A 24,690-nucleotide genomic window follows, 5' to 3' on the forward strand; every position below is an offset into this window, starting at 1 on the left:
ACGGATCTACAAATCAATTATTGCGAATATTCTGCGTGATACCCGCATCCATACTACGTGTTCGGCAGGGACTTCTAGCAGTATTCGACCAGTGGCTTGAAAAGCTACCCAAAACACTGAACGCCAGAGAGCTCATAAACGTCCTTTTCCTCTACCCAATTCTCGTTTTGACCTCCTTGGCATTGCCAAAAGGTATCTTCCCACTCGCACTCGCAATCACCTTCTTTCCAGCACTCATAGTGATCGGGATTGGCTTCATCGGCTAAACGCCCCTCCTCCTCGGAGGCCGCGTTCCTTTGCTCTTTCACAGTGGCGTTGTAGTCATCATCGTACCAGCGCCAATCTTTGTTTACGCAAATCGCTGACGTTTCTGGATTCCCACACTGTGATGTCTGGCCAGTTAAGCAACCAGAATAGCTCGCGGTACCGCATACGCGAACATAATTGTACGGAACAACATACCGTACGCAATCTTGAGCAGCCAGCGTGCCTGCAGCAACTACTAAAAGACTACAAGTAAATGCAAATCTCATTCTTCTCACCTCAGTAAAGCGTTTAGGAATCAAGAAACCGGAATCGAGCCGTAAACCCAATCTCGCCACACGAGATCTTTGCTTCCACATCCGTGGACAAGCTTGCATCACGAATCCAATCGGACAAATCACTGCTAAATGATAGCGAGACACCTTGCTTTAAGACTGTCATCTTCGCTTCAACCGTCTTGCTTGCCGTCCCTCCCTCTTTCAACTTCAGCTCTATAAATACATCTATTCTTGAATTCTCTTTTGGAATAATTGACGATACGTCGCCAAACAAAAAAAATCGCAAATCTCTTGCTGCTGCAATGTACAAAGTTTTTGGCACTGCCCGAATGACGCCCTCATATTTGACGCGGATTGAGACTGGCTCAAACTTCCGATCGCCTTCAACCCGGGGCTGCAAATGAATGGCTTCGTAAAACTGGCCGCTGTCATTTCGTGCAATCTTCAGCCACACTTCGTCATCAAGAACCCTCTTCTCAAGGATCTTAAATTGGTCACTATCAGGTTCGAAGCTAATCGAATCTAGAGCGATAGTCCCATCACGGATCTCCAACGTAACCTCTCCTTCTCCGTCCTCACCAATCACCAACTCACTCTGGGGCCATACAGGAGCCTGGATTCGCCCTTTCAATTCGATAGTATGCTGGCGCCCAGAGATAATTACATCAACTGATTCCGCAAACGCCCCCAGCCCCTTTCTTGACACTTGAATAAGAACGCTTTGACTTCCCTCCGGCGAAATCTCTCTCTCACTTGATTGAGCAATCGTACACCCGCAGGAGCTTTTTATCCGTTCAATACGGATACCGTGCTCCCCACTATTGATGACAACAACACGCCCCTGGAAAACCGACCCAAGAAAGGCAGTACCAAGCTCTAGCCGATGCCTGGACTGCTCACCGTTGGACATTATCCGGCCGTAGACAGGAAGCTTCTCAACAGCCTCGCTGGAGAGAACAATCTCACTTTTATGAATTGCCTCATCACCGAGCACGTGATTTCGAGAGAGACCAACGATCGCAGCGAAGCACGAGAAGACAAGAAGACAAGAAGATGCCTGTTCATCAGAAGCCCCAGTGTTGTACGAACCAAAGTCGAACGTCCTTAACGCTATGAATTTCAACAAGAGAGTCAAGCAAAATGTTTGGAAAATCACACATTAGTTTCACGCTTGGTTTAAAGCCTCATGTTTTGTAGTGAAACTGAGAGAGAGGCACTGCCAGGGGCTATTGTTTTGTTTTGGGAGGGCAAAAGGCTCGCCTCGACGAAGATTCCTGAGTTTTCAAAGGGCGTTTTTTTCGGAGGAAGGGCTTAAGTTTTTAGTTCATCCGCAGATTCAGTTGTTGTAAGTTGCAGGGTTCCCGACGCAACGAATCGCGGGAAAGAGCTTCCCTGGGGATTGCGGTTGGGACGGCTGTCACCAGCCTCCACCCCGCACAGATCCGTACGCGAAGTACTACCTCATACGGCTCCTGCTGCTAGTCGAGCGCGAAATCGATCTTCCGGATAGGGATGAAGGATTTTCGGCTGAGGAAGGTAACGTATTCAGCTTTTCTGGGGTCAGGCCTTGCATTGGGGTTTCGACGGCAATAGATTCAGCAGCCGCGTGATCGTTCTCCGCTCCGAAGTTGACCATGCCTCGCCCTCACCCCGCTGGTCCGCCGTGCCGAGCGACAACATACCCAGTCGCCGCCGTGGCTACGACGGGCAACTTCGATTGAAGACAGGTTGCAATTGAAAACCCAACGCAAAGCCTGACCCCGGACACGGTAACCCTAAAATCCATCAAGCAGGCAGTATCGCAAAATGCGATTTTTCATACGACATGTTTTGATACTAATTTCCGTGACTTCCATTGCTTTCTGGTCGAGTCATCGTGGAATGGTGCTATACGGAACGAATGGGGCGATTATATTTCTGTCGATTTTTTCAGTGTTTGCTATCGGGTTGAGTTTGGCGGCGTTAAATTGGCGAACTTCCTCGGCAATGCAGCGAATATGCTATATGGGTATTTTGGGGCTTGCTCTATCATTTTTATTCTTCCCACAATCTCTTATTTCCGGGCATGACAGAATGCGTCAGGATGCGATTGTCGATGCTAGGATAAAGCAAATACGAAATGCCCTTTCGTCAGATGATCGATTTCGACATATTGATGTTGCTTACGCTAGAAGTGGCTCGCCAGGTCATTCTCCTATGCTAGGGACTCTATATTTAACAGGGGAAGTTGCCGAGCCATTTCTTGTTGATCTGCGAACCACGATTACGAATGACCCGATGGGTTTCCAGCTAGATGTTGAAGGAGACAATTACGTGTTTATTACTTGGAATGTCGTAGTGCGTAAAAATGACAATATAAAGTCGGGCGTTCGCTAGATGTTACTGTTTTGGTCCAGCGTGAATTGGAGTCGAGCGTGATCTTTGCTAATTGGACACGTGGAACTTAAGAGTCGGAAATGGTTGGAAGTACCTGGGGGACCAGTCCCCCAAGTACTCCACGTCTTTCCTGTTTTCAAACCTTACTCTTGCGAATAGCAACGGTCAGTTTCGACTCCAGTTCACGCTGAACCAAAACATGATCGTTCTCCGCTCCGAAGTTGACCATGCCTCGTCCTCACCGCGCTGGTCCGCCGTGCCGAGCGACAACATACCCAGTCGCCGTCGTGGCGACGACGGGCAACTTCGATTGAAGACAGGCTGCAATTGAAAACCCAAAGCAAAGCCTGACCCCGGACACGGTCGTCGCTGCGGACACGGTCGTCGCACAAAGCCTGACCCCGGACACGGTCGTCGCACCTCAAAAAAACAACCCCACCTCCAAACCATCGCGATGAGCGTCGGCAAACCGGTCAACCACGTCTCATTGAGTGAGCTGAATTGGAATCGAATCATTCCGCAGCAAAAGAAGAACCACTAATCTTCACTAATGAAACACTAATCGGAGAGAGTCTTTCGCGAGATCCCGAGCTGAAACTTCACCCACCGCCAACTGCACGTGTCCATCCCGTGAGCGCTCTTGCTGATTAGTGTTCTATTAGTGCCGATTAGTGTTCCCCAAAAAACTCACCCACCTATGAATCAGCGAGACACCCTTCGACTATCCTTTCAACGATTGCTCATCGGTTAAGCTGGCGAGGAGTCGTTCGTCAGGAGGATCGCTAACCACTTCGATCTTGCTGCGTTGGAGACTCGCCATCATCGTTCAATAACCATTGCCAAGCGAATGCCTGAGAGATCACCAAGAATGCACCGAAATGATAGAACGGCTCGCCTCAACCTCTACTCGCTCGATTTGCCGAAACGCCTGACCGCATTTGCGTTTTTGTCGCTGACTGTGTCCTGTGTGTCTTTGCTGGCGAGCCGCTCAGCCAAGGCCGAGTCAACGTCTCGCCCCAATGTCGTGATGTTGCTGGCCGATGACCTCGGTTATCAAGACGTCGGTTGCTACGACGGGCCGGTGCTGACACCGACCATCGATTCTTTGGCTACAGACGGCACACGCTTTTCAGATTTTTATTCCGGATGCGCGGTGTGCTCGCCGTCGCGTGCCACGTTGCTGACCGGCCGTCATCACATCCGTGCCGGCGTTTACAGTTGGATCAACGACGCGTCACAGCAATCTCATTTGCTGCTCCGCGAAGTCACTCTCGCTGAGATCCTGCACGACGCGGGCTACTCGACCGCGCACATCGGCAAGTGGCACCTTGGGCTGCCCACCGATGATCGTGACAAGCCGACACCGAGCGACCATGGATTTGATCACTGGTTTGCAACCTTCAACAACGCCAGCCCCAGTCACCACAACCCGGACAACTTCATCCGTAACGGTGAGCCGGTGGGAAAATTAGAAGGTTACTCCTGTCAGATCGTTGCCGACGAAGCCACACGTTGGTTGGACTCGAAACGAGACCCTGGTAAACCGTTTTTCTTGAACGTCTGGTTTCATGAACCGCACGCACCGATCGCCGCACCGAAGGATTTGGTCACGCGATACGGCAAGCCCAATGACAAGGCCGCCGTCTACTCCGGAACGATCGACAACACCGACACGGCGATTGCTCGTTTACTCGACAAGCTCAAGGCGATGCAGTGCCTGGAGAACACGCTGATCATCTACGCCTCGGACAACGGCAGCTACCGTGATGACAGAACCGGTGGCTTGCGAGGCCGCAAGGGAATGAACTGGGATGGTGGCATCCGTGTGCCGGGAATCTTTCACTGGCCCGGCAAGATCTCAGCCGGAGTGGTTGCCCGTCAGCCCGCCGGTTTGGTCGACGTGCTGCCCACGGTTTGTGGCTTGCTGGGACTGCCCAAGCCCGCCGGCGTGCACCTCGACGGCAGTGACCTGTCGCCGATCTTGACCGGCAACGCGGATGGGTTCACCCGTCATCAGCCACTTTTCTGGCATTTGCAAAAATCTCGACCGATCGTCGCCATGCGAGACGGGGACTACTCCCTGGTCGCCGATCCCGACTACGAGCTATCGACCAGTAATATGTTCGACGAAACCTGGATTCCAGCCATCAAAAACGGCAGCTATACCCACTTTCAGCTGTTCAATCTCGCGGACGACCCGGCTCAGACCACCGACATCGCCGAGCAACACCCCGAAATCGTTGCCCGAATGCGTGAAAAACTGCTGTCGATCAACGCCAGCGTGATGGCCGATGGACCGGATTGGCACCTGCAATCGAATTGACACGGCATACGAATTGCTGAGAAATTGGTTTCAGTACTGCCGTCTGCCGTGTCGACAGGCATCTGGCGGGGCAGGGTGTTAGAAAGCAATTACATCCCTGCCAGCGTGAACGTGCCCAACGTGAACGTGCCGCCACCATTTCCCACCCACCAAGTTCGCAGAGCCGCCGATGTCCAATCAATCCGGGTTCATGACCGCATTTGCCGTGCTCGTCATCGCAGCGGCGGGCATCGCCATTTGGAATCGATCACACACACCGTCGTTGCCGGCATCGGCCGAGTCGCTGGTGGAGTACTCTGCGGACGCGGACGCACCCACACAGCCCAACCTGCGGCTGATCAAATTCGGTGCAACTTGGTGCCCGCCGTGCCGAGCGTTGGACTCCGAATTGGAACAACTGAATTTGACTCACAGTGACATGGTGTCCGTGATCAAAGTCGACGTGGATGAGCACCCGGAATTGGCAGAGGAGTACAACGTCAACGGCATTCCGCGGCTCCTGCTGGTCCAAGGAAACCAAATCATCGGCGACCAAATCGGCTACTACACACACGACGAACTCACAAGGTGGATTCGCGAAACGGCAGCGGCGAATCCCGTAAAAAGCGAGTAGCGCGTAGACGCGTCTCTCCGAGACGCGAAACTGCGAGTCTCGGAGAGACTCGCCTACGTGTCCAGCACCCCGGTCGAGGGGCGAGCCCGATCGGGACGCTGTGTCGCACCTTTTCTGACATCAAACCGCCCCTCTGGCGGGAGTTTGCGGCCTGGGGGAATTGGGCGGCGAACTATCGATCCGGTAGGCAGAGCGTTAAACTGTTTCTCCATAGTGTGCGTTTCGTCCTGCGAGCCACGATGGTCCACCAGATTCCAGCGTTTCGGAGACAGATCCCGTGATCCGCCTGAGCAACCCATGCTCCCAGATGCCCGGCTCCCCAAAGTCATCCATGATCCCTCAAAAAATCTTTGTCGCGGCATTCACGTTGTTTCTCGTCTCCGGACTGAATCTCCGTCTGCCGGCGGCCGAAAGCACGGAAGAATCACTCGCCGCTTACGCTGATGCTGCCAACTTTCAAACCAACGGCGCGATCGATCTGGCGATTCAGGCTTGGAAGAAATTCTTGGACCAGTACCCCGACGACGACATGGCGTCCAAGGCAGCCCACTACCTGGGCGTTTGCTACATGCAGCGTGAAAACCCAGACTACGCGGCCGCCGCCAACGCCTTCGAAACGGCTTTGCAGGACAAGAAATACGAACTGCGTGAAGAAAGTTTGGCCAACCAAGGCTGGTGCCACTACGCCTCGGCCGGTGACGGTCCCCAACGCGACGAGAATCGCCTCAAGAAAACCATCGCAACCTTTGAAACGCTGAGGAAGGAAAAGCCGAAGAGCGAGTTCTTGGATCGCGCTTTGTTCTACAGCGGTGAAGCAGCCTACGGTTTGGGCGACCGCAAAAAGGCCATCGAGTTCTACAACGACATGTTGGCGTTACCGCAAGCCAACGAGTCGCCACTACGGTGCGACGCACTTTATGCACGTGGGATCGCTTACGAAGAAATCGACCAGTTCGATCAAGCAGTGGCGTCCTACAAACAATTGCTAACCAGTTGCGAGAATCAAGAACTGGCGACCGACGTTCATCTCCGCATGGGCGACGTGATGATCAGCCGCAAAGAATTTGACGCGGCAGTTCAGTCATTCGAGTCCGCGTTCAAAACGAGCGAGTCCGATGACGACAAGAGCTATGCCGTCTTCCGCGAAGCCTACGCACTGGTGCAGGCGGGTAAGCCTGATCAAGCGGCGTTGCAATACGAACGGCTGCTCAAAGAGTTTCCCGACTCCGTTTACGCGGCCAACGCGACGATGGCTGCGGCACAAAGCCTGTATCGCGCCGGAAAAACGGACGAAGCCGCCGAGCGATTCCGCGCGGTGCTGGGCCAAAACAATCCTGCCGCCGCCACCGAGTCGGCGCACTGGCTGGCTCGCATCGAGTTGGCGAAGAACAATTCCACAGCAGCCGTCGAGATCGCCCGAAAGCAGCTCGCCGCCGGTGCACAAGGCGAATACGCGGTGGACTTGAAATTGGATTTGGCGGAAGCCCTGGCGGTCGACCCGAAAACGATCGCCGAAAGTGTGACGGTTGCCGAGGAAGTCTACCGGGAGTCGCCCGACGATCCGCTTGCCGCCCGCGCCCTGTACAACGCTGCTTTCTCGGCTCTACAGACGAGTCAGCAAGAGAAATCGCTGAAGCTGGCCAACGAATTCTTGCAGCGGTTTCCCAAGGACGAATTGCTGCCCGATGTTCGCTTCATCGCCGCGGAAAGTCAGTTGATGACCGGTGACGTGGCTGGCGCCGCGGAGAGCTACCAAAAGCTGATCGCGGAAGTCCCTGCGAACGCCAGCGTCCAGCGACCGCTGTGGGTCTTGCGGGCCGGGACAACACTGAACGCCGCCAAGAAATACGACGACACGATCGCATTGTTGAAACAAGAATACGCGACGATCTCGGATGCGAACCAGAAAGCGGAAGCACAGTTCTTGGTCGGCCAAGCTCATTTGATGTCCGGTCGGGCCAACGATGCAGCATTGAGTTTTCAGCGATGCGTCGATGCCAGTCCGCAATGGCAACGTGCCGGCGAAGCGATGCTGTTGCAGGGAACGGCTTTGTTCTCCGCTGGAAAACGTGACGAAGCCAAGGCGGCTTGGGAGAAACTTGTTTCATCCAACGGTGACACCCCGATGGGCGATCAAGCCCGATACAAGTTGGCCCAATTGGCCAGCACTTCGGGTGACTACGCAAACGCAGTGAAACTGTACGATCAGATCTTGGCCAATGACAAAGACAAAGGGTTGATTCCGTACACACTCTACGGTCGCGCATGGTCACTGATGCAAGCCGGGGATCACAAATCCGCCGTTCCATCACTGCAAAGGATCCTGAAAGAGACTCCTCAGCATCCGGTCGCAGACGACGCTCTGTTGGCCAGAGGCATCTCCAATCGCAACTTGGAACAACTCGGTGATGCCCGCTCGGACTTGGAGAAATACCTCGCCCTCAAACCAACCGGTACGAATCTCGGCCACGCTCTCTACGAACTGGCTTTGATCGAACAGAAGGAAAATAAACCGGGCGAGGCCGCCAAGCGACTGGAGGAACTGGTCGACAAGGTGCCCAAGTATCCGTCGATGGAGAAAGTACTCTACGAATTGGGTTGGTCGTTTCGCGAAGCGGGCGATTTGGACAAGGCCGAGCAGCGATTCACCCAGCTGGTCAGCCAGTACCCAGAAGCGTCGGTGACTCCTGAGGCAGCGTACTTCATCGGACAACAAAACTACGCCGCCGAGAAATGGCAAAAGGCGGCGGAGAGCTTTGGTGTCGCGGCCGAGAAAACCAAGGATCCGACTTTGGCGGAAAAGTCCCTGTACCGGCTCGGTTGGTCCCGCTTCAAACTCGATGATTTCGACGGATCGCAATCCGCGTTTCAAAAACAGGCCAGCGAGCACCCCGATGGTTCACTGGCCATCGACGCGTTGATGATGGTCGGCGAATGCGAGTTCAAAAAACCCGCCTATGAGAAAGCCCTGGAGTCGTACACCCAAGCACGCGAGCGGATTCGCAAGAATGACGATAACTCCAAGACGATTCGCGATACCGCTGAACGCCAAGTTCGTGAACTGGTCTTGTTGCATGGAGGACAAAGTGCAGCTCAGTTGAAAAAGTGGGACGAAGCGATCGGCTGGTACACCGAGTTAAAGGAACGCTTTCCCGCGACGACTTATTTGTCCCAGGTGTTCTACGAAACCGGATTCGCTTACCAACAAAAGGGTGAACTTTCCGAGGCGCTGAAGTTCTTTTCACAGGTCGCGGACAACTATCGCAATGAAGTCGCTGCAAGGGCGCGATTCATGATGGGCGAAATCCACTTCGGCGAGAAACAATTCGACAAGGCAATCCCGGAATTCCAACGCGTGATGTACGGGTTCGGCGCCGAGAAAGCGCCTGATGAAATTAAGAACTGGCAGGCCAAGAGCGGATTCGAAGCCGGTCGCTGTAGCGAGTTGCTGATGCAGACGGCCAAGACAGATAAGGCGAGAGATCAATCCAAAGAATTTGCGGTCCGATTCTTTGAATACGTCACGCAGAAACATCCTAGCCATGAATTGGCAACCAAATCAGCAGAGCGACTGGAGGCTCTAAAGTAATCGTGATTGCGACAGAAAGAATCCGATCCGGCCGCTGGACTGCTTGGCTGTGCCTGGCAGCGATGCTGCTACTGACCACCCTCGGCAGCCTCAGCACGGGCAACCGAGCACTCGGCCAAGGTCCCGACGAGTCCGAACCCGACAATGCAGCGGCCATCGACGCGGCAGCTATCCAAGCGGTGATGAACGCAGAGGAAGAAGCCGCAACAGACGCACCGGCCCAGCCCTCCGGCATCGATTTGCTGTCGCTGATTTCCAGTGGCGGGCGATTCATGATCCCGATCGGCCTGATGAGCCTGTTGGTGGTCACCCTGGCAACCGAGCGTGCCCTGAGCCTTCGTCGCAGCAAGGTCTTGCCCAAGCAATTGATCCGCGAATTGCACCAACTGTCCGACCCCGTCGAAAAACTTCGTCCCAAACTGGCATATCTCGCTTGCCAAGAAAATCCATCCCCGACGGCACGCGTGATCGGTTCGATGTTGCTGCGCACCGGACAACCGCTCGGTGAAATCGAACGCACGGCCAATGAAGCCGTTCAGCGTCAGGCCGATGAATATGCCGCTCCCATCCGCTGGCTCAACTTGGCGGCTGCCGCCACGCCCTTGATGGGTTTGTTGGGCACGGTCTGGGGCATGATCGTCGCCTTTCATGAATCGACCTCGTTGACCGCGGATCGCTCGCGCAGCGAACAACTTTCCGAAGGCATCTACACGGCGTTGGTGACCACGCTGGCGGGGCTTGCCGTCGCGATTCCAGCGGCAATCCTGGCACAGTACCTGGAGAATCGGGTTTCCAAACTGTTCCACGAGATCGAACAATTGGCATTCGACATGGCTCCCGGACTCGCCAAATTCCAAGGACGACAACGACTGGACGTCGATGGCAACTTGCACCCGATCGAACATCACCTCGGCGAAGCCACGCCACCACCGCCACCGCTGCCACCTCGTCCTGCTGCGACCGCAGGCGGAACGAACGTGAACTGATCTCATGGCCGTAGAAATCAAACGCTCCAGCGTTGCCGGAACCCTCAGCTTGACACCGCTGATCGATGTCGTGTTTCTGCTGCTGATTTTCTTTCTCGTGACCAGCGAGTTCGAAGAAGAAGAGCGGCGACTGGATATCGTATTGCCCACCGCGACCAGCGCCGTGCCGATGACTGGCAAGCCACGCGAGATCGTGATCGATGTGGACGACAAGGGCGAAGTCTACCTGGGCGGACAGCCGACCAACTTGGACGATCTGGAGAAACTGCTCCGAGCCGCCGTCGCAAAAAATCCAACCAACCAATCGGCCGTGATCCGAGCCGATCGCAGCACATCGTTTCAGCCGGTCGTCTCGGTGATGGACGTGTGCAACCGTTCTGGGATCTCCGATTACTCGGTGACCACCCAAGAAGGCCCAGAGAGCTGAAACATTGGCTAAGTTTCCTCCTCATCAACGATTGCCCGAAGCACAACCGACCGAAACGGGTCGCATGTGGCCGCTGGATGTTTCGTTGGTGGCGTTGTCATCGCTGGTGCTGTTTCTGGTCGTCTCGCGACTGCGACTGGATGACGAACGCTGGCTGTTCAATGCGTGGACCTACATCATCGGCGTCCCCGCAGTGGCCTTGGCAATGGCCTTTGCACTTCGCGGACTGACCTCTCGCTATGTTCAGAAGACGATCCAATTGGGATTCCTTTTCAGCGTCTGTGTCCACCTGCTGCTGTTGATCTTGGCGATCAACGTCGTGATCTTCACCTCATTTCAGCCCCACGCATCCAACGGGGAACAACCCAAACGTTCGCCGATTCGCAAGACCGTGCCGGAACACCTGTTCCAATCCCCCAAAGAAACCGCTCAAACGCCGGACTGGTCCAAACCCGTCGAGGCCGCCACGACTTCGCCCGTCGTCCCCAAAGAACAACGTCAATTGCCACCTGTCGAACGTACCCAACCGCGTTTGGAGATGCCCAAGCCACGGCAGTTGGAAAAGCAGCCGATGCAGAAGTTTCTGACCGAGCGTCAACAACCGACCTCGGCGCAACCGATGCCGGCCGACTCACCCGGCAAGTTGGCCAAACGCCCCTCTCAGAACAATGAACCCGTTCCCGCCAACACGCCGGTGGAAGCCCCCTCGGTACCGAGTGACGCGACCGCGCCGGCTAAAGCCGCTCCGACCGAACGCGCCCTCGCCGACAACCCATCCTCCAGCACCTCTCGTCGTGCACCGACCCAATTGGAACCGCTGGCCGCGATGTCGGTCCAGACGCCCACGCCGACAAACAACACCACACCGACGGCGGCGTCACGAAGTCAACTGCAATCGATGCCAACCATCGGGGACGCCGGGATGTCCCGACAACGTCAAGCTCGCTCTCGTCCGCAACAGGTCGCCGTCGCCGGTGCCGCTCCTGCACCGATGACCGTTGCGGTCGCGCGCAGTAGTGACGACGCAAGCCTGATGCTCGCGCCAGTTGAGATCCCGATGAATCGTACGGGCAAGACCCAAGGCGCGCAAATCACAACCGGTGAAAGCCCGAGCTTCTCCGCGGAATCCAGCCCATCGACTTCACCCGGCAGCGCCGACATCGCACGCAATGCCTTAGCCGCACGCGCCGGTGTACCCGATATCAACAGCGGCAACGCGGCGCGTGCCCCAGGTCGTTCACGCCGAGCCAACGTTGCATCGGGATTCTCTCCGATCGGTGCCCCCACGCCCAACGATGCGTTGGCAGCAAGTTCAACCGGAACGAGCGGTCAAGGCAGCGTGGACCAGTTGGACGATCGCATGGGCACCATGGACATGATGGCGGAACGATCGGAAAACTCCGGCGGCTCCACCACACCCGAACTATCAGCCGCGGGCGCACCCAGTTTGGCACTCGATCTGATGGCCGAACTCGGACCGGTCGGACTGTCCAACGAAATCAGCAAGACCGTCGGTGTGGTTCCCAGCGAAGATCAACCGGAGATCGCCGCACTAGAACTCAGTCGCGACGCGCGTCCCAAACGCAACGTCGGCGGACCGGCCACGCCCGCCGGTACCAAGATCGCCGCGGTCGAATCCTTCAGCCGACGCGTGATGCGAACCAGCGGCGGCGCAGCGCCCTCGCCTCCTGGCTTGGGCGGCCCGGCGACGGAGGAAGCCATCGAGCGTGGCCTAGCATTCCTCGCCAGCGTGCAAAACGAAGACGGCAGTTGGTCACTGCAAGGTCACGGCGATCCGGTTTTGCTGCGCAGCGATTCCGCCGCAACCGGCCTCTGTCTGCTGGCCTTTCAAGGAGCCGGTTACACGCATCAACAACACCAGTATGCGACGACCGTTTCTAAGGGATTGAAATTCCTGATCGACAACCAACGCACCAACGGCGACCTGTATCGCAGCGAAAACGAAGTCAGCGATCGCAACGTTGCGTTCTACAGCCACGGCATCGCCGCCTTGGCGATGAGCGAAGCCTACGGGATGACCCAAGATCCTGAGCTTCGCCCCGCGGCACAAGCCGCGCTCAGCTACATCATCGAAACGCAACATCACAAACGGGGCGGCTGGCGGTACACACCTCAAGTCAGCAGCGACACCAGCGTGACGGGCTGGATGATGATGGCGCTCAAGAGCGGTGAACTGGCCGGACTGGAGGTACCACAAGCAACCTACGACGGGATCGACAAATGGTTGGACTTGGCCAGAGAAAGCCCCGAACGACTGGACCGATATCGGTACAACCCGTATGCACCCGACACGCCACAGCAGCGGCATGGACGTGTTCCATCACGCACGATGACTGCCGTCGGCATGCTGATGCGAATGTACAACGGATGGAGTCGAGAGAATCCTGCGATGCAATCCGCTGCGGACTACTTGCTGCAATACCCACCGCAACTGGGCGAGAAAACACGTCCCCGGCGCGACGGATACTACTGGTACTACGCCACGCAAGTGATGTTCCACATGGGCGGCGAACACTGGGATCAGTGGAACCGTTATCTCAACCCACTGCTCTTGGAAACCCAGATCAAGAGCGGCCCGGAAGCAGGCAGTTGGGACCCCGAGCTACCAGTCCCCGATCGCTGGAGTGCCCACGCCGGCCGGTTGTACGTCACGACCATGAACCTGCTGAACCTGGAAGTCTACTACCGGCACCTCCCGATCTACGAAGACACCGCCGCCGAGTAACCCGTACGTCAGTCTTTCCAGACTGACATCCCCCTCATGTCAGCCTGGAAAGGCTGACGTACAAAAGGCTGACGTACAAAAGGCTGACGTACGAAAGACTAACGTACAAAATATTTTCCGATTTCGCGGAACCGTTGACGTCGGCGGTGGTTGGATAGCTCAGCTCGATTGCGTTGTTGCGTTTTTTACCGCCCTGTCACCTAAAGTCTCCTTCGTTGACCCGAACCTGTTCGCGTTTTCGCGTCGCCCTCCTTTCACTCCCCGTCCTCTTCATCGCTTTTGCCCCAAACGGGCATTGCGCCGACTCGCTCGATTGGCCCAATTGGCGTGGTCCCCATCAGAACGGCCACTCCGATGACACCGGCTTAATAGACAGCTTTGACCCCGACGGGGGTCCAGGCAGCAACGTGCTTTGGAAAAGCGAAACCGCGGCGGGAATCTCCACGCCGATCGTGATGGACGGCAGATTGTTCACGATCGTTCGCGATCAACCGGGAACGCCCAAGGACGCGGAAAAGGTGATCGCGTTGGACGCCGCGACCGGCGAGCTGCTGTGGGAAAACGTTTACAACGTGTTCCTTTCCGACTTGCCCGCTGAACGGGTCGGCTGGTCCAACGTCTGTGGCGACCCAGCCACCCAACGCGTCTTTGTCCTCGGCGCGTGCTGCTTCTTTCAATGCATGGATGCGAAAAGCGGGCAAACGGTTTGGTCCCGATCACTCAGCGAAGAGTTCGGCATGCTGAGCACCTACGGCGGCCGAACCAATACACCGGTCGTCTTCGAAAACCTCGTCATCATCAGCGGCGTCACCACCGGGTGGGACGAGTCCGCACGTCCAGCACATCGCTTCTTTGCCTTTGACACCAGCGACGGAAAACTCGTTTGGACCAACAGCACGCGTCCCTTGCCCGAGGACACCACGTACAGCACTCCGGTGATCAAAGTCATCAACGGTCAACAAGTGATGGTCGCCGGTTCGGGCGATGGCGACGTGTACGCCTTTCAACCTCGCACGGGCAAGATCCTGTGGCACGAAGCGTTGTCGCGTCGTGGAATCAATACGACGGTGTCGGTCGATGATTTCGGCAGCGTCTACGCAACCCACGGGGAAGAAAACCCGCAGGGGACCGCGATGGGCGCCGTCGTCCGAATCGACACCGCAACCAATGATGCGACGGCACCATCGAGCGAACGATGGCGCAGCGAAGAAATCGCGGCGGGCAAAAGCTCTCCGCTGCTGATCGGCGATCGTCTTTACGTGGTGGAAGACTCATCACGCATGCACATGCTGGACATCGCGACGGGTGAAACAATCGGTAAACCGCTGAAACTCGGAACCGCGATGCGGGGCAGCTTGTTGTACGCCGACGGCAAAATCTATAGTGCGTCATCACAGGGCATCATCCAAATCCTGCGTCCCACCGCGGATGGAGTCGAGCCGATTTTCAAAGTCCGCTTGCCGCGTGGCCACGACGTCGGCGGCTCGCCGATCGCATCGCATGGCAAGCTGTACTTGCCGACCACCGGTGGTTTGTTCTGTCTGGCAACCGATGCGGCATCCCCGTCGCCCAACGCAACCACGCTCGTCAACAGTCCGACGAACAGCGCACCGTCCGAAGCCGCCGTTTCGCATAACCCGGACGTTGCCCAACTGCAGATCGTTCCAGCCGAGTCGATGATTCAACCCGGCCAAAAGATTGCCTTGACCGTGCATGCCTTCAACTCATTGGGACAACGATTGCCGGTGGATCTCGATCAAGTCACCTTCACGGCAAGCGTCGGCACGATCGACGGTCAGTCGTTCACTGCCCCGATGACCGACCAACACATCGCCGGCACCTTGACGGCAACACTGGGTGATACCGAGGGAGCGGCCCGAGTGCGAATCATTCCTTCGCTGCCGTGGAGCTTTGACTTTGCCAACGGCGAAGTCCCGATCACTTGGATCGGAGCTCGTTACCGACACGAAGCTCGATCGGAGATCAAGGAACCTGTGATCGTCAAGATATCGACGATCCCCAAGGGAACTCGCAGCCAAACTTGGTTCGGACCAACCGATCTGCACGACTACACCATCACGGCGGACGTCAAAGCTCAACCCGGGACAAGCAAACTGCCCGACATGGGCGTGATCGCTCAACGTTACACCTTGGACCTGATGGGAGAATCCCAGCAGCTACAAATTCGCACATGGGCGGCACAACTACGGATGGCTCAGAGCGTTCCCATGAACTGGAACGCCGGCGTTTGGTATCGATTGAAATTCCAAGCATCCACAGAAAACGGAAAGGCGGTCTTGCGAGGAAAAGTATGGCAGCGAGACGAGCCTGAGCCCACCGACTGGACGATCACCGCCACGGATGAAGCAGCCAACCTCAATGGCAGCCCGGGCTTGTTCGGCAACGCGACCAATGCAGAAATCTTCATCGACAACGTTTCGGTGCAATCCAATCCATGAGCACTGAATCCTATCGTCCATCACGGACTACGCTCTGGATCGTCTGCTTCATCGCAGCACTTGGTTTTGCATTCGACATCTATGAGTTGTTGATGCTACCGTTGATCTTGCGACCTGCTTTGCAAGAGCTAGGTGGCGTCGCTCCTGGAACGCCCGACTTTGAGTTTTGGCGGGGCGTGCTGTTCTTCGTGCCGGCTATGGTCGGCGGCGTATTCGGACTGCTTGGCGGTTACTTGACCGACCTGTGGGGACGACGCCGGGTGCTGACCTACAGCATCCTGTTGTACGCCTTCTCGGCACTCGCGTGCGGGTTTGTGCAATCGATCGAGATGCTGTTGGTTTTCCGCTGCCTTGTTTTTGTCGGAGTCTGCGTCGAGTTCGTTGCGGCGGTCGCATGGCTCGCCGAGTTGTTTCGTGACCCCAAATCACGCGAAGCCGTGCTGGGATACACGCAAGCGTTCTCGTCGATCGGTGGCATCCTGGTGACCGGTGCAAACCTGCTGGCGATCCGATACGCCATGTCTCTGCCGGAGATCGCCGGCGGTCATGAAGCATGGCGATACACGGTCATCTCCGGTGTGATCCCGGCGATTCCCCTGATCATCATTCGTCCCTTCTTGCCCGAGTCCCCGGTATGGGCAGAGAAGAAAGCGGCCGGCACGTTGCGGCGACCCAGCATCACCGAGTTGTTCGCGCCGAAGTTACGACGCACGACGATCATCACCACGTTGATGTTTGCGTGCAGCTACGGAGCGGCGTTTGGAGCGTTGCAACAAACACCGTCGATCGTTCCCAGTCTGCCGGAAGTCCAAGCGATGACCGCAGACATGCCCGTGCCGCAGAAAAAGAAAACGGAGCAGCAGATTGCAGCCACGGTCAACGGGTATCAGGAAGTCGGCGGGCTGATCGGACGCTTTGCTTTGGCGACGCTGGCCATGGTGATTGTTAGTCGTCGACGACTGCTGAGGATCTTTCAGTGGCCGGGGTTGGTGATCGTCCCGTTGCTGTTTTTCTATCCGGCACGCGACAACCTGGAACTGCTGAAATGGGGCATCTTCGTCGCCGGATTGTTAACGGTGGCGCAGTTCAGCTTCTGGGGCAACTATTTGCCGCGAGTCTTTCCGGTGCACTTGCGAGGCACCGGCGAGAGCTTTGCCGCGAACATCGGCGGCCGAATGATCGGCACCTCGTTCGCCGCCGTGACGGCTTGGTTGACCACCATGCTGCCCTCAGGCAGCACCGCAGTCGCCGCCGCAATCGTAGCATTGATCGTCTACCTCATCGGCAGCGTGTTGTCGTTCTGGCTACCAGAACCACCACCAGAAGACACGGACGAGTGATCGCTGCGGACGGAAAACCGCTTGATGCACCGCAGTGGCCTGTTTTGGGAGCTACCGGCCAAACGCACTCGCCCCCGCCGTTTGACCCGCAGCCGAAGGCGCAGGAGAGCCCCGCCGTTTGATTCGGATCAAACCCATTCGCCGCACCCACCTTCGCCTACGGCTACGGGTCAAACAGCAGGCGACCCAATCACACGCCCTGCTTCAGTAGCACGCGTAGGCCGTCGAGTACTCGGTTGAAGCGGCTTCTTGCCCTTTCGATCGCTTGGTCCTGGGTGCGGTCGCGGAGGCGTTTGGCGTGCAACTCTTTGGGTGACATTTTGACTCGCCCCGATGCAATGTCGGCGTCTTCTCGCATCAATCGCTGGCTACGTGCGGACGCATTGGCGACAAACTTTCCGTTCAAGCTTTCAATGATCTGCAAAGCCAAATCATATTGCCCCGTACGAAACTCTTTGTCGCGGACATAGGCGATCTGGTCCGCTCCGGGAACAATCCCGCAGCGCTGCGCGGAATCCATCAGTTGGCTCAGCGCCCCCATGTCCAGCACGCGGTCACGTACTTCGTCCGTCGCTCCTTCGTCGTCGCTCAGTTGCCGGACTTCTGCAGGGGAACGCAGCAGCACGACGACCTTGCGTTCTTGGCCAAATTCCACCAGTACATTCAGCGGAACATGAAACGTGCCGCCGGTCGCCAAGTTCACCATCTCGACCGGCTCGCGTCCGTCGACTTTCGAGAGACATACCAGCAAGCTTTCATCGTCTCCCTTGAGGAAACAAACCGTGCCGGCGACGACATCTTGATCGGTTTGGATCGGTTGAAACCCGAAACGCTGTCCGATCAGTTCGATCTGTTCTTGAGTTGTCGATTGCATGAACTGATCGACAAAATCGGGGCTCACTTCATCGGCCGTCAAGGTGTCAGCGTCCAATCCGCTTTCGCTGGGACTCTCATCGTTCGTTGCCGACTCACTATCGGCGACATCACTTGAGGCATCGTCCGTCGGTGGTGCGGATTCTGCCTGCGCAGCTTCCTTTGCCTTCTTCGTCTTTTCTTTGTCACTCAGCTTTTTTAGTTCAGGCAGCACTTCATCGATCATCGCCAGAATCTCTTCGGCTTTCTCGCGTTTCCGCACTAGGCGGCGGATCTGTCGATCGGCATCCTTGGCTTTCGGATCGACTTGTTTGACGGGATCCTGTTTCAGAATCCGGAATCGGCTCTCCTGATACTTTTCCTGCGCCTCGGTCATTTTCCCCAAGGCAGCCGTGTACTGCTGATCCAAGAATAGTGAGCGAGCGTCCATGACCAGAGGGGCAGATCGGCTGCCACGCAATTCGTCGTAGATACTTTGCAGGTCTTCGGCATTCATGAACGCAGTTTAGAAAGATGAGGAAAATGGGGCTCCGCCGGAGCTCAGTATAGCGTCTCAGAGCAGCGAGCCCGAACCTCCATCATCGAACGCGTTTTGCCGCCGCCAACCAATCGGCCAGCACCCTCATGTTCTTGATGAACACGGCGGACTCAACCACTCCCTCAGCGGGGGTTACTTTCTTTCCATCTCCGTCGCGAACAAACGTGGGCGTTAGCCAAGCACCATCGCTTCGCTGGGCCGCAAGCACCGGTGCCACCGCTTTGGCCAGAGTCTTGAGTGATTTCGACTTCGGTTCCGGACCAGCGTTGATCAAACGCTGATACTCGCGGTCCAATGGTTCGAGCTTGGACTCGACGATGAATCCATAGTGATCGGGCACATTCGAGTCGTCGCTGGTCAGTTGGTATTCCTTGTCGAAGTACAATGGTCGATTCGTTTGCAGCTCGTAGTATCGCGCCAACTGGCCGTCCTTGCGCAGAGAGTTGCGAAGGTATTTCAGTGCAGGACCGATCGGCTGCAAAAAACGCTCTTGCCCGGTTTCTCGATACAATTTCAGCAGCGTCGCGATCACGTCCTGGGACTCACCACCGGTAATCGCCGGCGGCTCAAACTTGCGTTCCCAGACCGGATGCATGTTTTCGTCGTACTGCTGAGCCCAAGCCGGTTGGGGCATCGGCATCTGAGCATTGACCAAGAAGTCTCCGCCGCGAATGGCACTTTGCCGATACCGATCGTCGTCGTAAACGTCTGCCGCCAGCAACATCGTCTCGATCATGTTGGTGGTGATCCGGTCGTTGAGACCGTAACACCCGTTCCATGCATTGGGCCACTTGCGAGGCCAATCTTTGGGATAGCTGGCCCTCAAGATGGGATAAAAGGATTCGCTAGGTGGCGAAGGTTGAAAGCGGTCATAGTTGTGCCCCCATGCGCCGATCGGATACTGCGCGTTCAGAGTCGATTGCAAAGCATACAATGCCGCGTCGTGAATCTCTTGATGCTTGAAACCGAGTTCTTGGTCCAACTTTGCCAAGAACCGAATGCTGGCTGGCGTCGTGTCGTCGTCGATCAACGTCTTGTTGGCCTTGTTCTTGCCCTGTCGCCAAACAGTCCATCCACCGGGTGATGGCGTTGGCGTGATCTGGTCCTTTCCGCCGTGTGGACCAACTCGATACGGAATTTTTTTCCGAAGCGACGGATCGAACTCGATCGAGTAGCCCCAACCGCCGCTGCGCAACTGTCCGGCGACCAACGCGTTTCCGGCATCGATCGCGGCGTCAAGATGAACTTTGTCGCCGCTGGCCTGGTAGGCTTGCAACATCGCCATGCCGACTGCGGGCGTCCCCGGTGGTTGCACCCAGATGCGATCGGGTCCGGCGATGCCTTCGCCGTTGGAGTACTTGCCGTCAGCGCTCGACACATAAGCATAACCCCCGTGGTCAGCGATTTGATCTCGCATGAACGAGGTCGCCGAAACCATGGCTTGACGAACGGACTGCTGGGTGAAGGACGGATCCTGTGCCGTTCCCATCCGCACAGAAATCAAAAGAAACGCAAGGGCAGGGCAGAGCAGGGCAATACGCATGGACCGATCCCGACAGGAAGGACTGATTGACACAGTCAGTTTAGTCGAGATTGATCTTGCAAGGTGCTTGCGTCCATGAAATCAAGAAACCGTCGCCGGTTTGTGTCACTTCAGGTGCTGATCGATCAAGTTGATCATCGCCTGAGGTGATTCGACGGCGCCAACCGTCGAGGTTTTTGGAAAGAGTAGTTTCGGGATCGTTCCTGCGCCTGCACGCTGATAGAGAGTGACGTGTTTCTTGATGTAGTCGGTAGGCAACTGCCCCTGCATGGTCTGCTGGAGCTTTCCGGCATCGACCACGCTCTTGGCATGTTGCATCGCCTGAGCATAACTAGGCCTTGTTTCGAATAGATAGTCGTGGAACTCTGCAAACTGATTTCGGTCGACTCGCCAGACCGCGACCGCCAGCTTTGCCAAGTCACACGCTTCGCTGTGGCTGGCATTGGTGGACCGAACTGTCGAGTTGCACTTGCTATCCAACGGCACCGGCAACATGACGACCGCCAGTCGATCTCCGTACGACTTCATCGCCGCTTTGAGCGACTGGTGCGTTCGCTGGCAGTGCGGGCACGTGTAGTCAAACATCTCGACGAATACCATTTCCGCGTCTGGCTTTCCAATCAACGGCCAGTCACTGGTTGACAACTTGACGCCCCCCAACACCGTCACCATCTTGGATGCCGCTTTCGAGGTCGCCGAGACCTGTCCACTGAGCAGCATCACAGGATTTGCCATGGCCACGATGAACGGTGACCAATGTTGTTCTGTCTCCATGCGATCATTGTGCTGCTGCATTGAGTATCGCCCCGTTGAGTCCTGACTCGTTGACGACTGTGCCGTCGTCGCATCTGGCGCTGCAAAGAAAAGGGCATCGGAGTCTTCCGTTGCACTAGAATTATCACTGGGCTTATCACCGGGCTTATCAAGGGCGGCAGGAACTTCGGCATGATCGATCACCTCATAGGACTCCGTTGGCGGGGTCAAGAACTGCATGCCCATCAATACTGACAACCCAGCAACCGCCGCACCGCCGACCCATTTCAACTGACCAGACGCGACCGGGCGCTGCCAAAGAAAGGTGACAGCTAGGATCAGGCCGGCGGCATGAGCGACGAGACAGTACGGACACAGGTGCCCCAACGCGAACACCTGCAGACCGGTAAACCAGAACGCCGCCGCCCCTGCGGACAGGCTCACGAAACCCAGCGCTAGCCAGCGAAGGTTTTGTCGACGCTGATCCGATGGTTTGGCAAGCAGTAATCCTAATGTCGTCACGTGTAGTCCCACCGCAAAAACACTCACAGGAATTGCAAACACAGTCGACCATCGACTGTGTAAGACGTGACTGCAATCAAAGGTATCTCCTCCGCTGCAACCGGCGATGGGAGACGACGTCAGTGAGGACCAAGCTAAGTAGCTGCTGACGATGATGGCAGTCACGCTACAGGCCGCCATCGTCCACCAGGCAATCGCCGTGATCTGCCCGGCATCGTGAGCCCATGGCAGCGGCTTGACGTGAGATTTGACGTGTGAATGGGAGTGCGACTGCAGCATCAGCGGACGAGACTGCCCACGAAGTTCGATCAAGGACATGACTGGATTCCAAAGACAAAGGTGAATTTTCGAGGTGCTGAGACTAGCGATGAGCAGTTTTCGTTCCAATTGACGAAGCAGCATTACCCTGCCGGTTTCTGCCCCCTATACGACGAATCGAGAGCACAAAATGATGTGTTTTCAACCAAAGTGAAAGACAATAAACCAACCAAGGTTTTGCCACGGGCCCGTGACGTACTATTTCGGCGAATACGCCTCCAACGAGCGAGCCACCATTTCGCCGTTCTCAGGCTCCATTTCGGCAAACACCAACAGCCCCGCACTCAGCATTTCATGCGAAACAACTTCTCCGTCGAGCGTGACCATGGCATCGTCACTGATCGTCGCTGAAACTCGACCGCCACGAAAACCGCGAATGACGATCAAATCGTCCACTTTGGACGCAAGCAACCCACGTACCATCTCAGTCCCCGGTGGTTTCGAGGTTGTATTGAAAGACGACGCACGCCCCCGTCGACTCCCGTTGAGTTGATGGTGTCGTATTTCGATCGGAACACGTTCCACTTGAATTCGATTGTTCACGTAGCGAACACCCTCAATCTCGGCTACGCGACGTTCGATCCGAGATCGCTCGCGATAGCTCGTTACTGCCCCAGCCAACGTGACTTTGCCAGCGACTACCCGAGCATCAATCTCGGAATGAACCAACGGGAATATGTCGCGTATCTCCTGATTCACTTCCGCTTTGATACGATGATCGAATACTCGTGCTTGCTGGTCCGTCTCGGCTCTCAGCGTTGCAGACAGGCAGATCGTCAGGCAAAAGACAACGGTGGGGCTTAGACGAGACATGTTCATTACCTCAAGATTCGAGATAGATCGCTCCGAGACGTGAATGCTATCGGGGCGTCAGCAATCGTAGGCTCATGGCCTGAAGCTCATAGCATGCAATCCGAAGCTCATAGCGTGCCAATCAGCTTGGGCGAGCTAATTCATCAATTTCACTCTCATCACTGCCCCGGTGATGACACCGACGTGACCATCACGACACGATCGCTACCATCACTTGATACCAGTCGTTGCAGCAATCGACGAAAAAGCCACACCTCGGCCTCTCGGTCATCAGACGCAATTCGCTACGCTACGCTTAACGCGGGACCGAGGGTAGAATGAGTCAGTGAAGGCGATGAACTGCGGTCGGAACGATCCGAAAGGCAATCCAGATCGATGAATCCCGCCATACACCGGCCTGGAATTCACACCCGGAACTCTCCCGAGAACGCAAATGTCGAAAGTCGTGGTAATCGATGACGATCCCATGGTGCAAGAATTGATTGCCGCAGCACTGAGGGACTTACCGGTCGAAGTCTCATTTGCGGATTCAGCTGAGTCAGGACTGGCAGCCATCAGGACGCAAGAACCTGACACACTGTTCTTGGACATTCGGCTGCCTGACCTATCAGGAATCGAGCTGACGGAAACAATCCACGCGTTGGATCCCAAGCTTCCGATCATCTTCATCACCGCGTCGGACGATAGTAACACGGCGATCGAAGCAATGACGGTGGGCGCCTATGAGTTATTACTCAAGCCGTTGGATATCGGCCAGATTCAAGAAGTCGCATCGCGCGCGATTTCGGCACGTCGGATGATGCAGATCCCCGTGCGACTGAGCAACGACGAGGATACCTCCTCCAACGTCATGAGTGACCAGGACTCCATGATCGGACGCAGCGCGGCCATGCTGGAAGTTTACAAGGACATCGGTCGAGTCGCAAAACAAGAGGTGACGGTTCTGATCTGCGGCGAGAGTGGAACGGGCAAGGAATTGGTTGCTCGCGCCGTCTATCAACATAGTCTTCGATCGGAGAAGCCGTTCCTGGCTGTCAATTGCGCGGCGCTCTCGGAGACTTTGTTGGAGAGCGAACTGTTCGGACATGAAAAGGGAGCGTTCACCGGTGCCGATCGTCGACGCATCGGAAAATTCGAACAGTGCGACGGTGGAACGATCTTCCTGGACGAGGTTGGTGACATGTCGCCTTCTGTTCAAGGCAAAGTCTTGCGTTTGCTGCAAGAACAACGCTTTGAACGCGTCGGCGGTCGCGACACCATTCAAACGGATGTTCGAATCATCTCGGCGACCAATCGAGATTTTGAACAAATGATCCAGGACGGCGACTTTCGACTGGATCTCTATCATCGCCTCAATGGCTATCGCATCGACCTACCTCCACTGCGAGATCGCGGCGACGACATCGTCAAACTACTCGACTTCCTGCTGACAAAATATGCCAACGAGGCGGCAAAAGACATTCAAGGAATTGCCGCCGAGACACTCGAATTGCTCAAGAGCTACGATTGGCCTGGAAACATTCGTGAGATGCAGTCCGTCATTCGCAAAGCGATTCTCAAATCGACTGGCCCCGTCTTGGTGCCTGATTGCCTCCCCAGCGAGATCTGCGGTCAAGTTAACACGACAACCCAGGACTCTCGTGACGCCCAGTCACCGCTTCAAGAATCCGCTTCTCGCCCAAACACAGAGATCAACGACGCCGTCGATCTGGTTGCCTTTGTCGACCAATGTCGCAATGCCAAATCCACGTCTCTGTACGCCGACGCACTTGAGTTCATGGAGCGATATCTGATCGCCCGTGTGCTAGAGGAATCAGCCGGTAATCAATCCAAAGCAGCCGCAGACCTCGGAATCAGCCGAGGCAGTTTGAGAAAAAAGGTCCGTGAATTGGGATTGTCAATTGAACATCATGTCGAGTAGCCCCCCGA

16 protein-coding genes are annotated in these 24,690 nt (G+C 56.1%); 10 read left to right on the forward strand and 6 right to left on the reverse strand.

Annotated elements, in window-relative coordinates; genetic code table 11:
* Window positions 1–104: 104 nt before the first annotated feature.
* Together Pla52nx_RS27820 and Pla52nx_RS27825 are read right to left on the reverse strand one after the other, a co-directional pair.
* Complete coding sequence (locus Pla52nx_RS27820; protein WP_146521964.1) at window positions 105–533, reverse strand: hypothetical protein; 429 nt, start codon at window positions 531–533, stop codon at window positions 105–107.
* A gap of 22 nt (window positions 534–555) precedes the next feature.
* Window positions 556–1,677 (reverse strand): DUF1573 domain-containing protein, encoded by a 1,122-nt coding sequence (locus tag Pla52nx_RS27825; protein ID WP_146521963.1) that lies wholly within the window; start codon window positions 1,675–1,677, stop codon window positions 556–558.
* Between the two features lie 710 nt (window positions 1,678–2,387).
* Between Pla52nx_RS27825 and Pla52nx_RS27830 the strand changes: the two genes are divergently transcribed.
* The 9 genes from Pla52nx_RS27830 (at window position 2,388) to Pla52nx_RS27870 (ending at window position 17,401) form a co-directional block, all read left to right on the forward strand.
* A complete protein-coding gene (locus Pla52nx_RS27830) occupies window positions 2,388–2,918 on the forward strand; it encodes a hypothetical protein (RefSeq protein ID WP_146521962.1) in 531 nt (176 codons plus the stop codon).
* 868 nt (window positions 2,919–3,786) lie between these two features.
* Window positions 3,787–5,241 carry a sulfatase-like hydrolase/transferase gene (locus tag Pla52nx_RS27835; protein WP_231742272.1) on the forward strand — a complete coding sequence of 485 codons (1,455 nt, stop codon included), beginning with the start codon at window positions 3,787–3,789 and terminating at the stop codon, window positions 5,239–5,241.
* Window positions 5,242–5,410: 169 nt separating this feature from the next.
* On the forward strand, window positions 5,411–5,854 hold the full coding sequence (locus Pla52nx_RS27840; protein WP_146521961.1) for a thioredoxin family protein: 444 nt from the start codon (window positions 5,411–5,413) through the stop codon (window positions 5,852–5,854).
* Window positions 5,855–6,185: 331 nt separating this feature from the next.
* Entirely contained in the window at window positions 6,186–9,443 is a 3,258-nt protein-coding gene (locus Pla52nx_RS27845) for a tetratricopeptide repeat protein (protein ID WP_231742270.1), read from the forward strand.
* Between the two features lie 62 nt (window positions 9,444–9,505).
* Window positions 9,506–10,429: a MotA/TolQ/ExbB proton channel family protein gene (locus tag Pla52nx_RS27850; protein ID WP_146521960.1), complete on the forward strand. Its 924-nt coding sequence runs from the start codon at window positions 9,506–9,508 to the stop codon at window positions 10,427–10,429.
* A gap of 4 nt (window positions 10,430–10,433) precedes the next feature.
* The gene (locus tag Pla52nx_RS27855) at window positions 10,434–10,856 is read left to right on the forward strand and encodes an ExbD/TolR family protein (protein WP_146521959.1); all 423 of its coding nucleotides are present in this window, start codon (window positions 10,434–10,436) and stop codon (window positions 10,854–10,856) included.
* A gap of 4 nt (window positions 10,857–10,860) precedes the next feature.
* On the forward strand, window positions 10,861–13,602 hold the full coding sequence (locus tag Pla52nx_RS27860; protein WP_231742268.1) for a prenyltransferase/squalene oxidase repeat-containing protein: 2,742 nt from the start codon (window positions 10,861–10,863) through the stop codon (window positions 13,600–13,602).
* A gap of 407 nt (window positions 13,603–14,009) precedes the next feature.
* Window positions 14,010–16,061 (forward strand): PQQ-binding-like beta-propeller repeat protein, encoded by a 2,052-nt coding sequence (locus Pla52nx_RS27865; protein WP_342190273.1) that lies wholly within the window; start codon window positions 14,010–14,012, stop codon window positions 16,059–16,061.
* A complete protein-coding gene (locus Pla52nx_RS27870) occupies window positions 16,058–17,401 on the forward strand; it encodes an MFS transporter (RefSeq protein ID WP_146521957.1) in 1,344 nt (447 codons plus the stop codon). The genes Pla52nx_RS27865 and Pla52nx_RS27870 overlap by 4 nt, the downstream gene beginning before the upstream one ends.
* A gap of 190 nt (window positions 17,402–17,591) precedes the next feature.
* Here Pla52nx_RS27870 and Pla52nx_RS27875 read toward each other — a convergent pair whose 3' ends face one another.
* From Pla52nx_RS27875 to Pla52nx_RS27890, 4 genes are all read right to left on the reverse strand, one after another.
* Window positions 17,592–18,770 (reverse strand): hypothetical protein, encoded by a 1,179-nt coding sequence (locus Pla52nx_RS27875; protein ID WP_146521956.1) that lies wholly within the window; start codon window positions 18,768–18,770, stop codon window positions 17,592–17,594.
* 82 nt (window positions 18,771–18,852) lie between these two features.
* Window positions 18,853–20,355, reverse strand: a complete 1,503-nt coding sequence (locus Pla52nx_RS27880) for a pectate lyase (protein ID WP_231742267.1) — start codon at window positions 20,353–20,355, stop codon at window positions 18,853–18,855.
* Window positions 20,356–20,460: 105 nt separating this feature from the next.
* Window positions 20,461–21,948, reverse strand: a complete 1,488-nt coding sequence (locus Pla52nx_RS27885) for a vitamin K epoxide reductase family protein (protein WP_231742265.1) — start codon at window positions 21,946–21,948, stop codon at window positions 20,461–20,463.
* A gap of 198 nt (window positions 21,949–22,146) precedes the next feature.
* Window positions 22,147–22,761, reverse strand: a complete 615-nt coding sequence (locus Pla52nx_RS27890) for a BON domain-containing protein (RefSeq protein ID WP_197454877.1) — start codon at window positions 22,759–22,761, stop codon at window positions 22,147–22,149.
* A 433-nt stretch (window positions 22,762–23,194) separates the two neighbouring features.
* Here Pla52nx_RS27890 and Pla52nx_RS27895 point away from each other — a divergent pair, with 433 nt between their 5' ends.
* Entirely contained in the window at window positions 23,195–24,682 is a 1,488-nt protein-coding gene (locus Pla52nx_RS27895; RefSeq protein ID WP_146521954.1) for a sigma-54-dependent transcriptional regulator, read from the forward strand.
* Window positions 24,683–24,690: the final 8 nt, after the last annotated feature.

The sequence above is a fragment of the Stieleria varia genome (genome assembly GCF_038443385.1).
In the GTDB taxonomy this organism is placed as follows: Bacteria; Planctomycetota; Planctomycetia; order Pirellulales; family Pirellulaceae; genus Stieleria; species Stieleria varia.

Coding starts and splice junctions, on each gene's coding strand:
- Pla52nx_RS27820 (WP_146521964.1), bottom strand. CDS start 533: ATGAGATTTGCATTTACTTGTAGTCTTTTAGTAGTTGCTGCAGGCACG.
- Pla52nx_RS27835 (WP_231742272.1), top strand. CDS start 3,787: ATGCACCGAAATGATAGAACGGCTCGCCTCAACCTCTACTCGCTCGAT.
- Pla52nx_RS27840 (WP_146521961.1), top strand. CDS start 5,411: ATGTCCAATCAATCCGGGTTCATGACCGCATTTGCCGTGCTCGTCATC.
- Pla52nx_RS27845 (WP_231742270.1), top strand. CDS start 6,186: ATGATCCCTCAAAAAATCTTTGTCGCGGCATTCACGTTGTTTCTCGTC.
- Pla52nx_RS27850 (WP_146521960.1), top strand. CDS start 9,506: ATGCTGCTACTGACCACCCTCGGCAGCCTCAGCACGGGCAACCGAGCA.
- Pla52nx_RS27855 (WP_146521959.1), top strand. CDS start 10,434: ATGGCCGTAGAAATCAAACGCTCCAGCGTTGCCGGAACCCTCAGCTTG.
- Pla52nx_RS27870 (WP_146521957.1), top strand. CDS start 16,058: ATGAGCACTGAATCCTATCGTCCATCACGGACTACGCTCTGGATCGTC.
- Pla52nx_RS27875 (WP_146521956.1), bottom strand. CDS start 18,770: ATGAATGCCGAAGACCTGCAAAGTATCTACGACGAATTGCGTGGCAGC.
- Pla52nx_RS27880 (WP_231742267.1), bottom strand. CDS start 20,355: ATGCGTATTGCCCTGCTCTGCCCTGCCCTTGCGTTTCTTTTGATTTCT.
- Pla52nx_RS27885 (WP_231742265.1), bottom strand. CDS start 21,948: ATGTCCTTGATCGAACTTCGTGGGCAGTCTCGTCCGCTGATGCTGCAG.
- Pla52nx_RS27890 (WP_197454877.1), bottom strand. CDS start 22,761: ATGTCTCGTCTAAGCCCCACCGTTGTCTTTTGCCTGACGATCTGCCTG.
- Pla52nx_RS27895 (WP_146521954.1), top strand. CDS start 23,195: ATGTCGAAAGTCGTGGTAATCGATGACGATCCCATGGTGCAAGAATTG.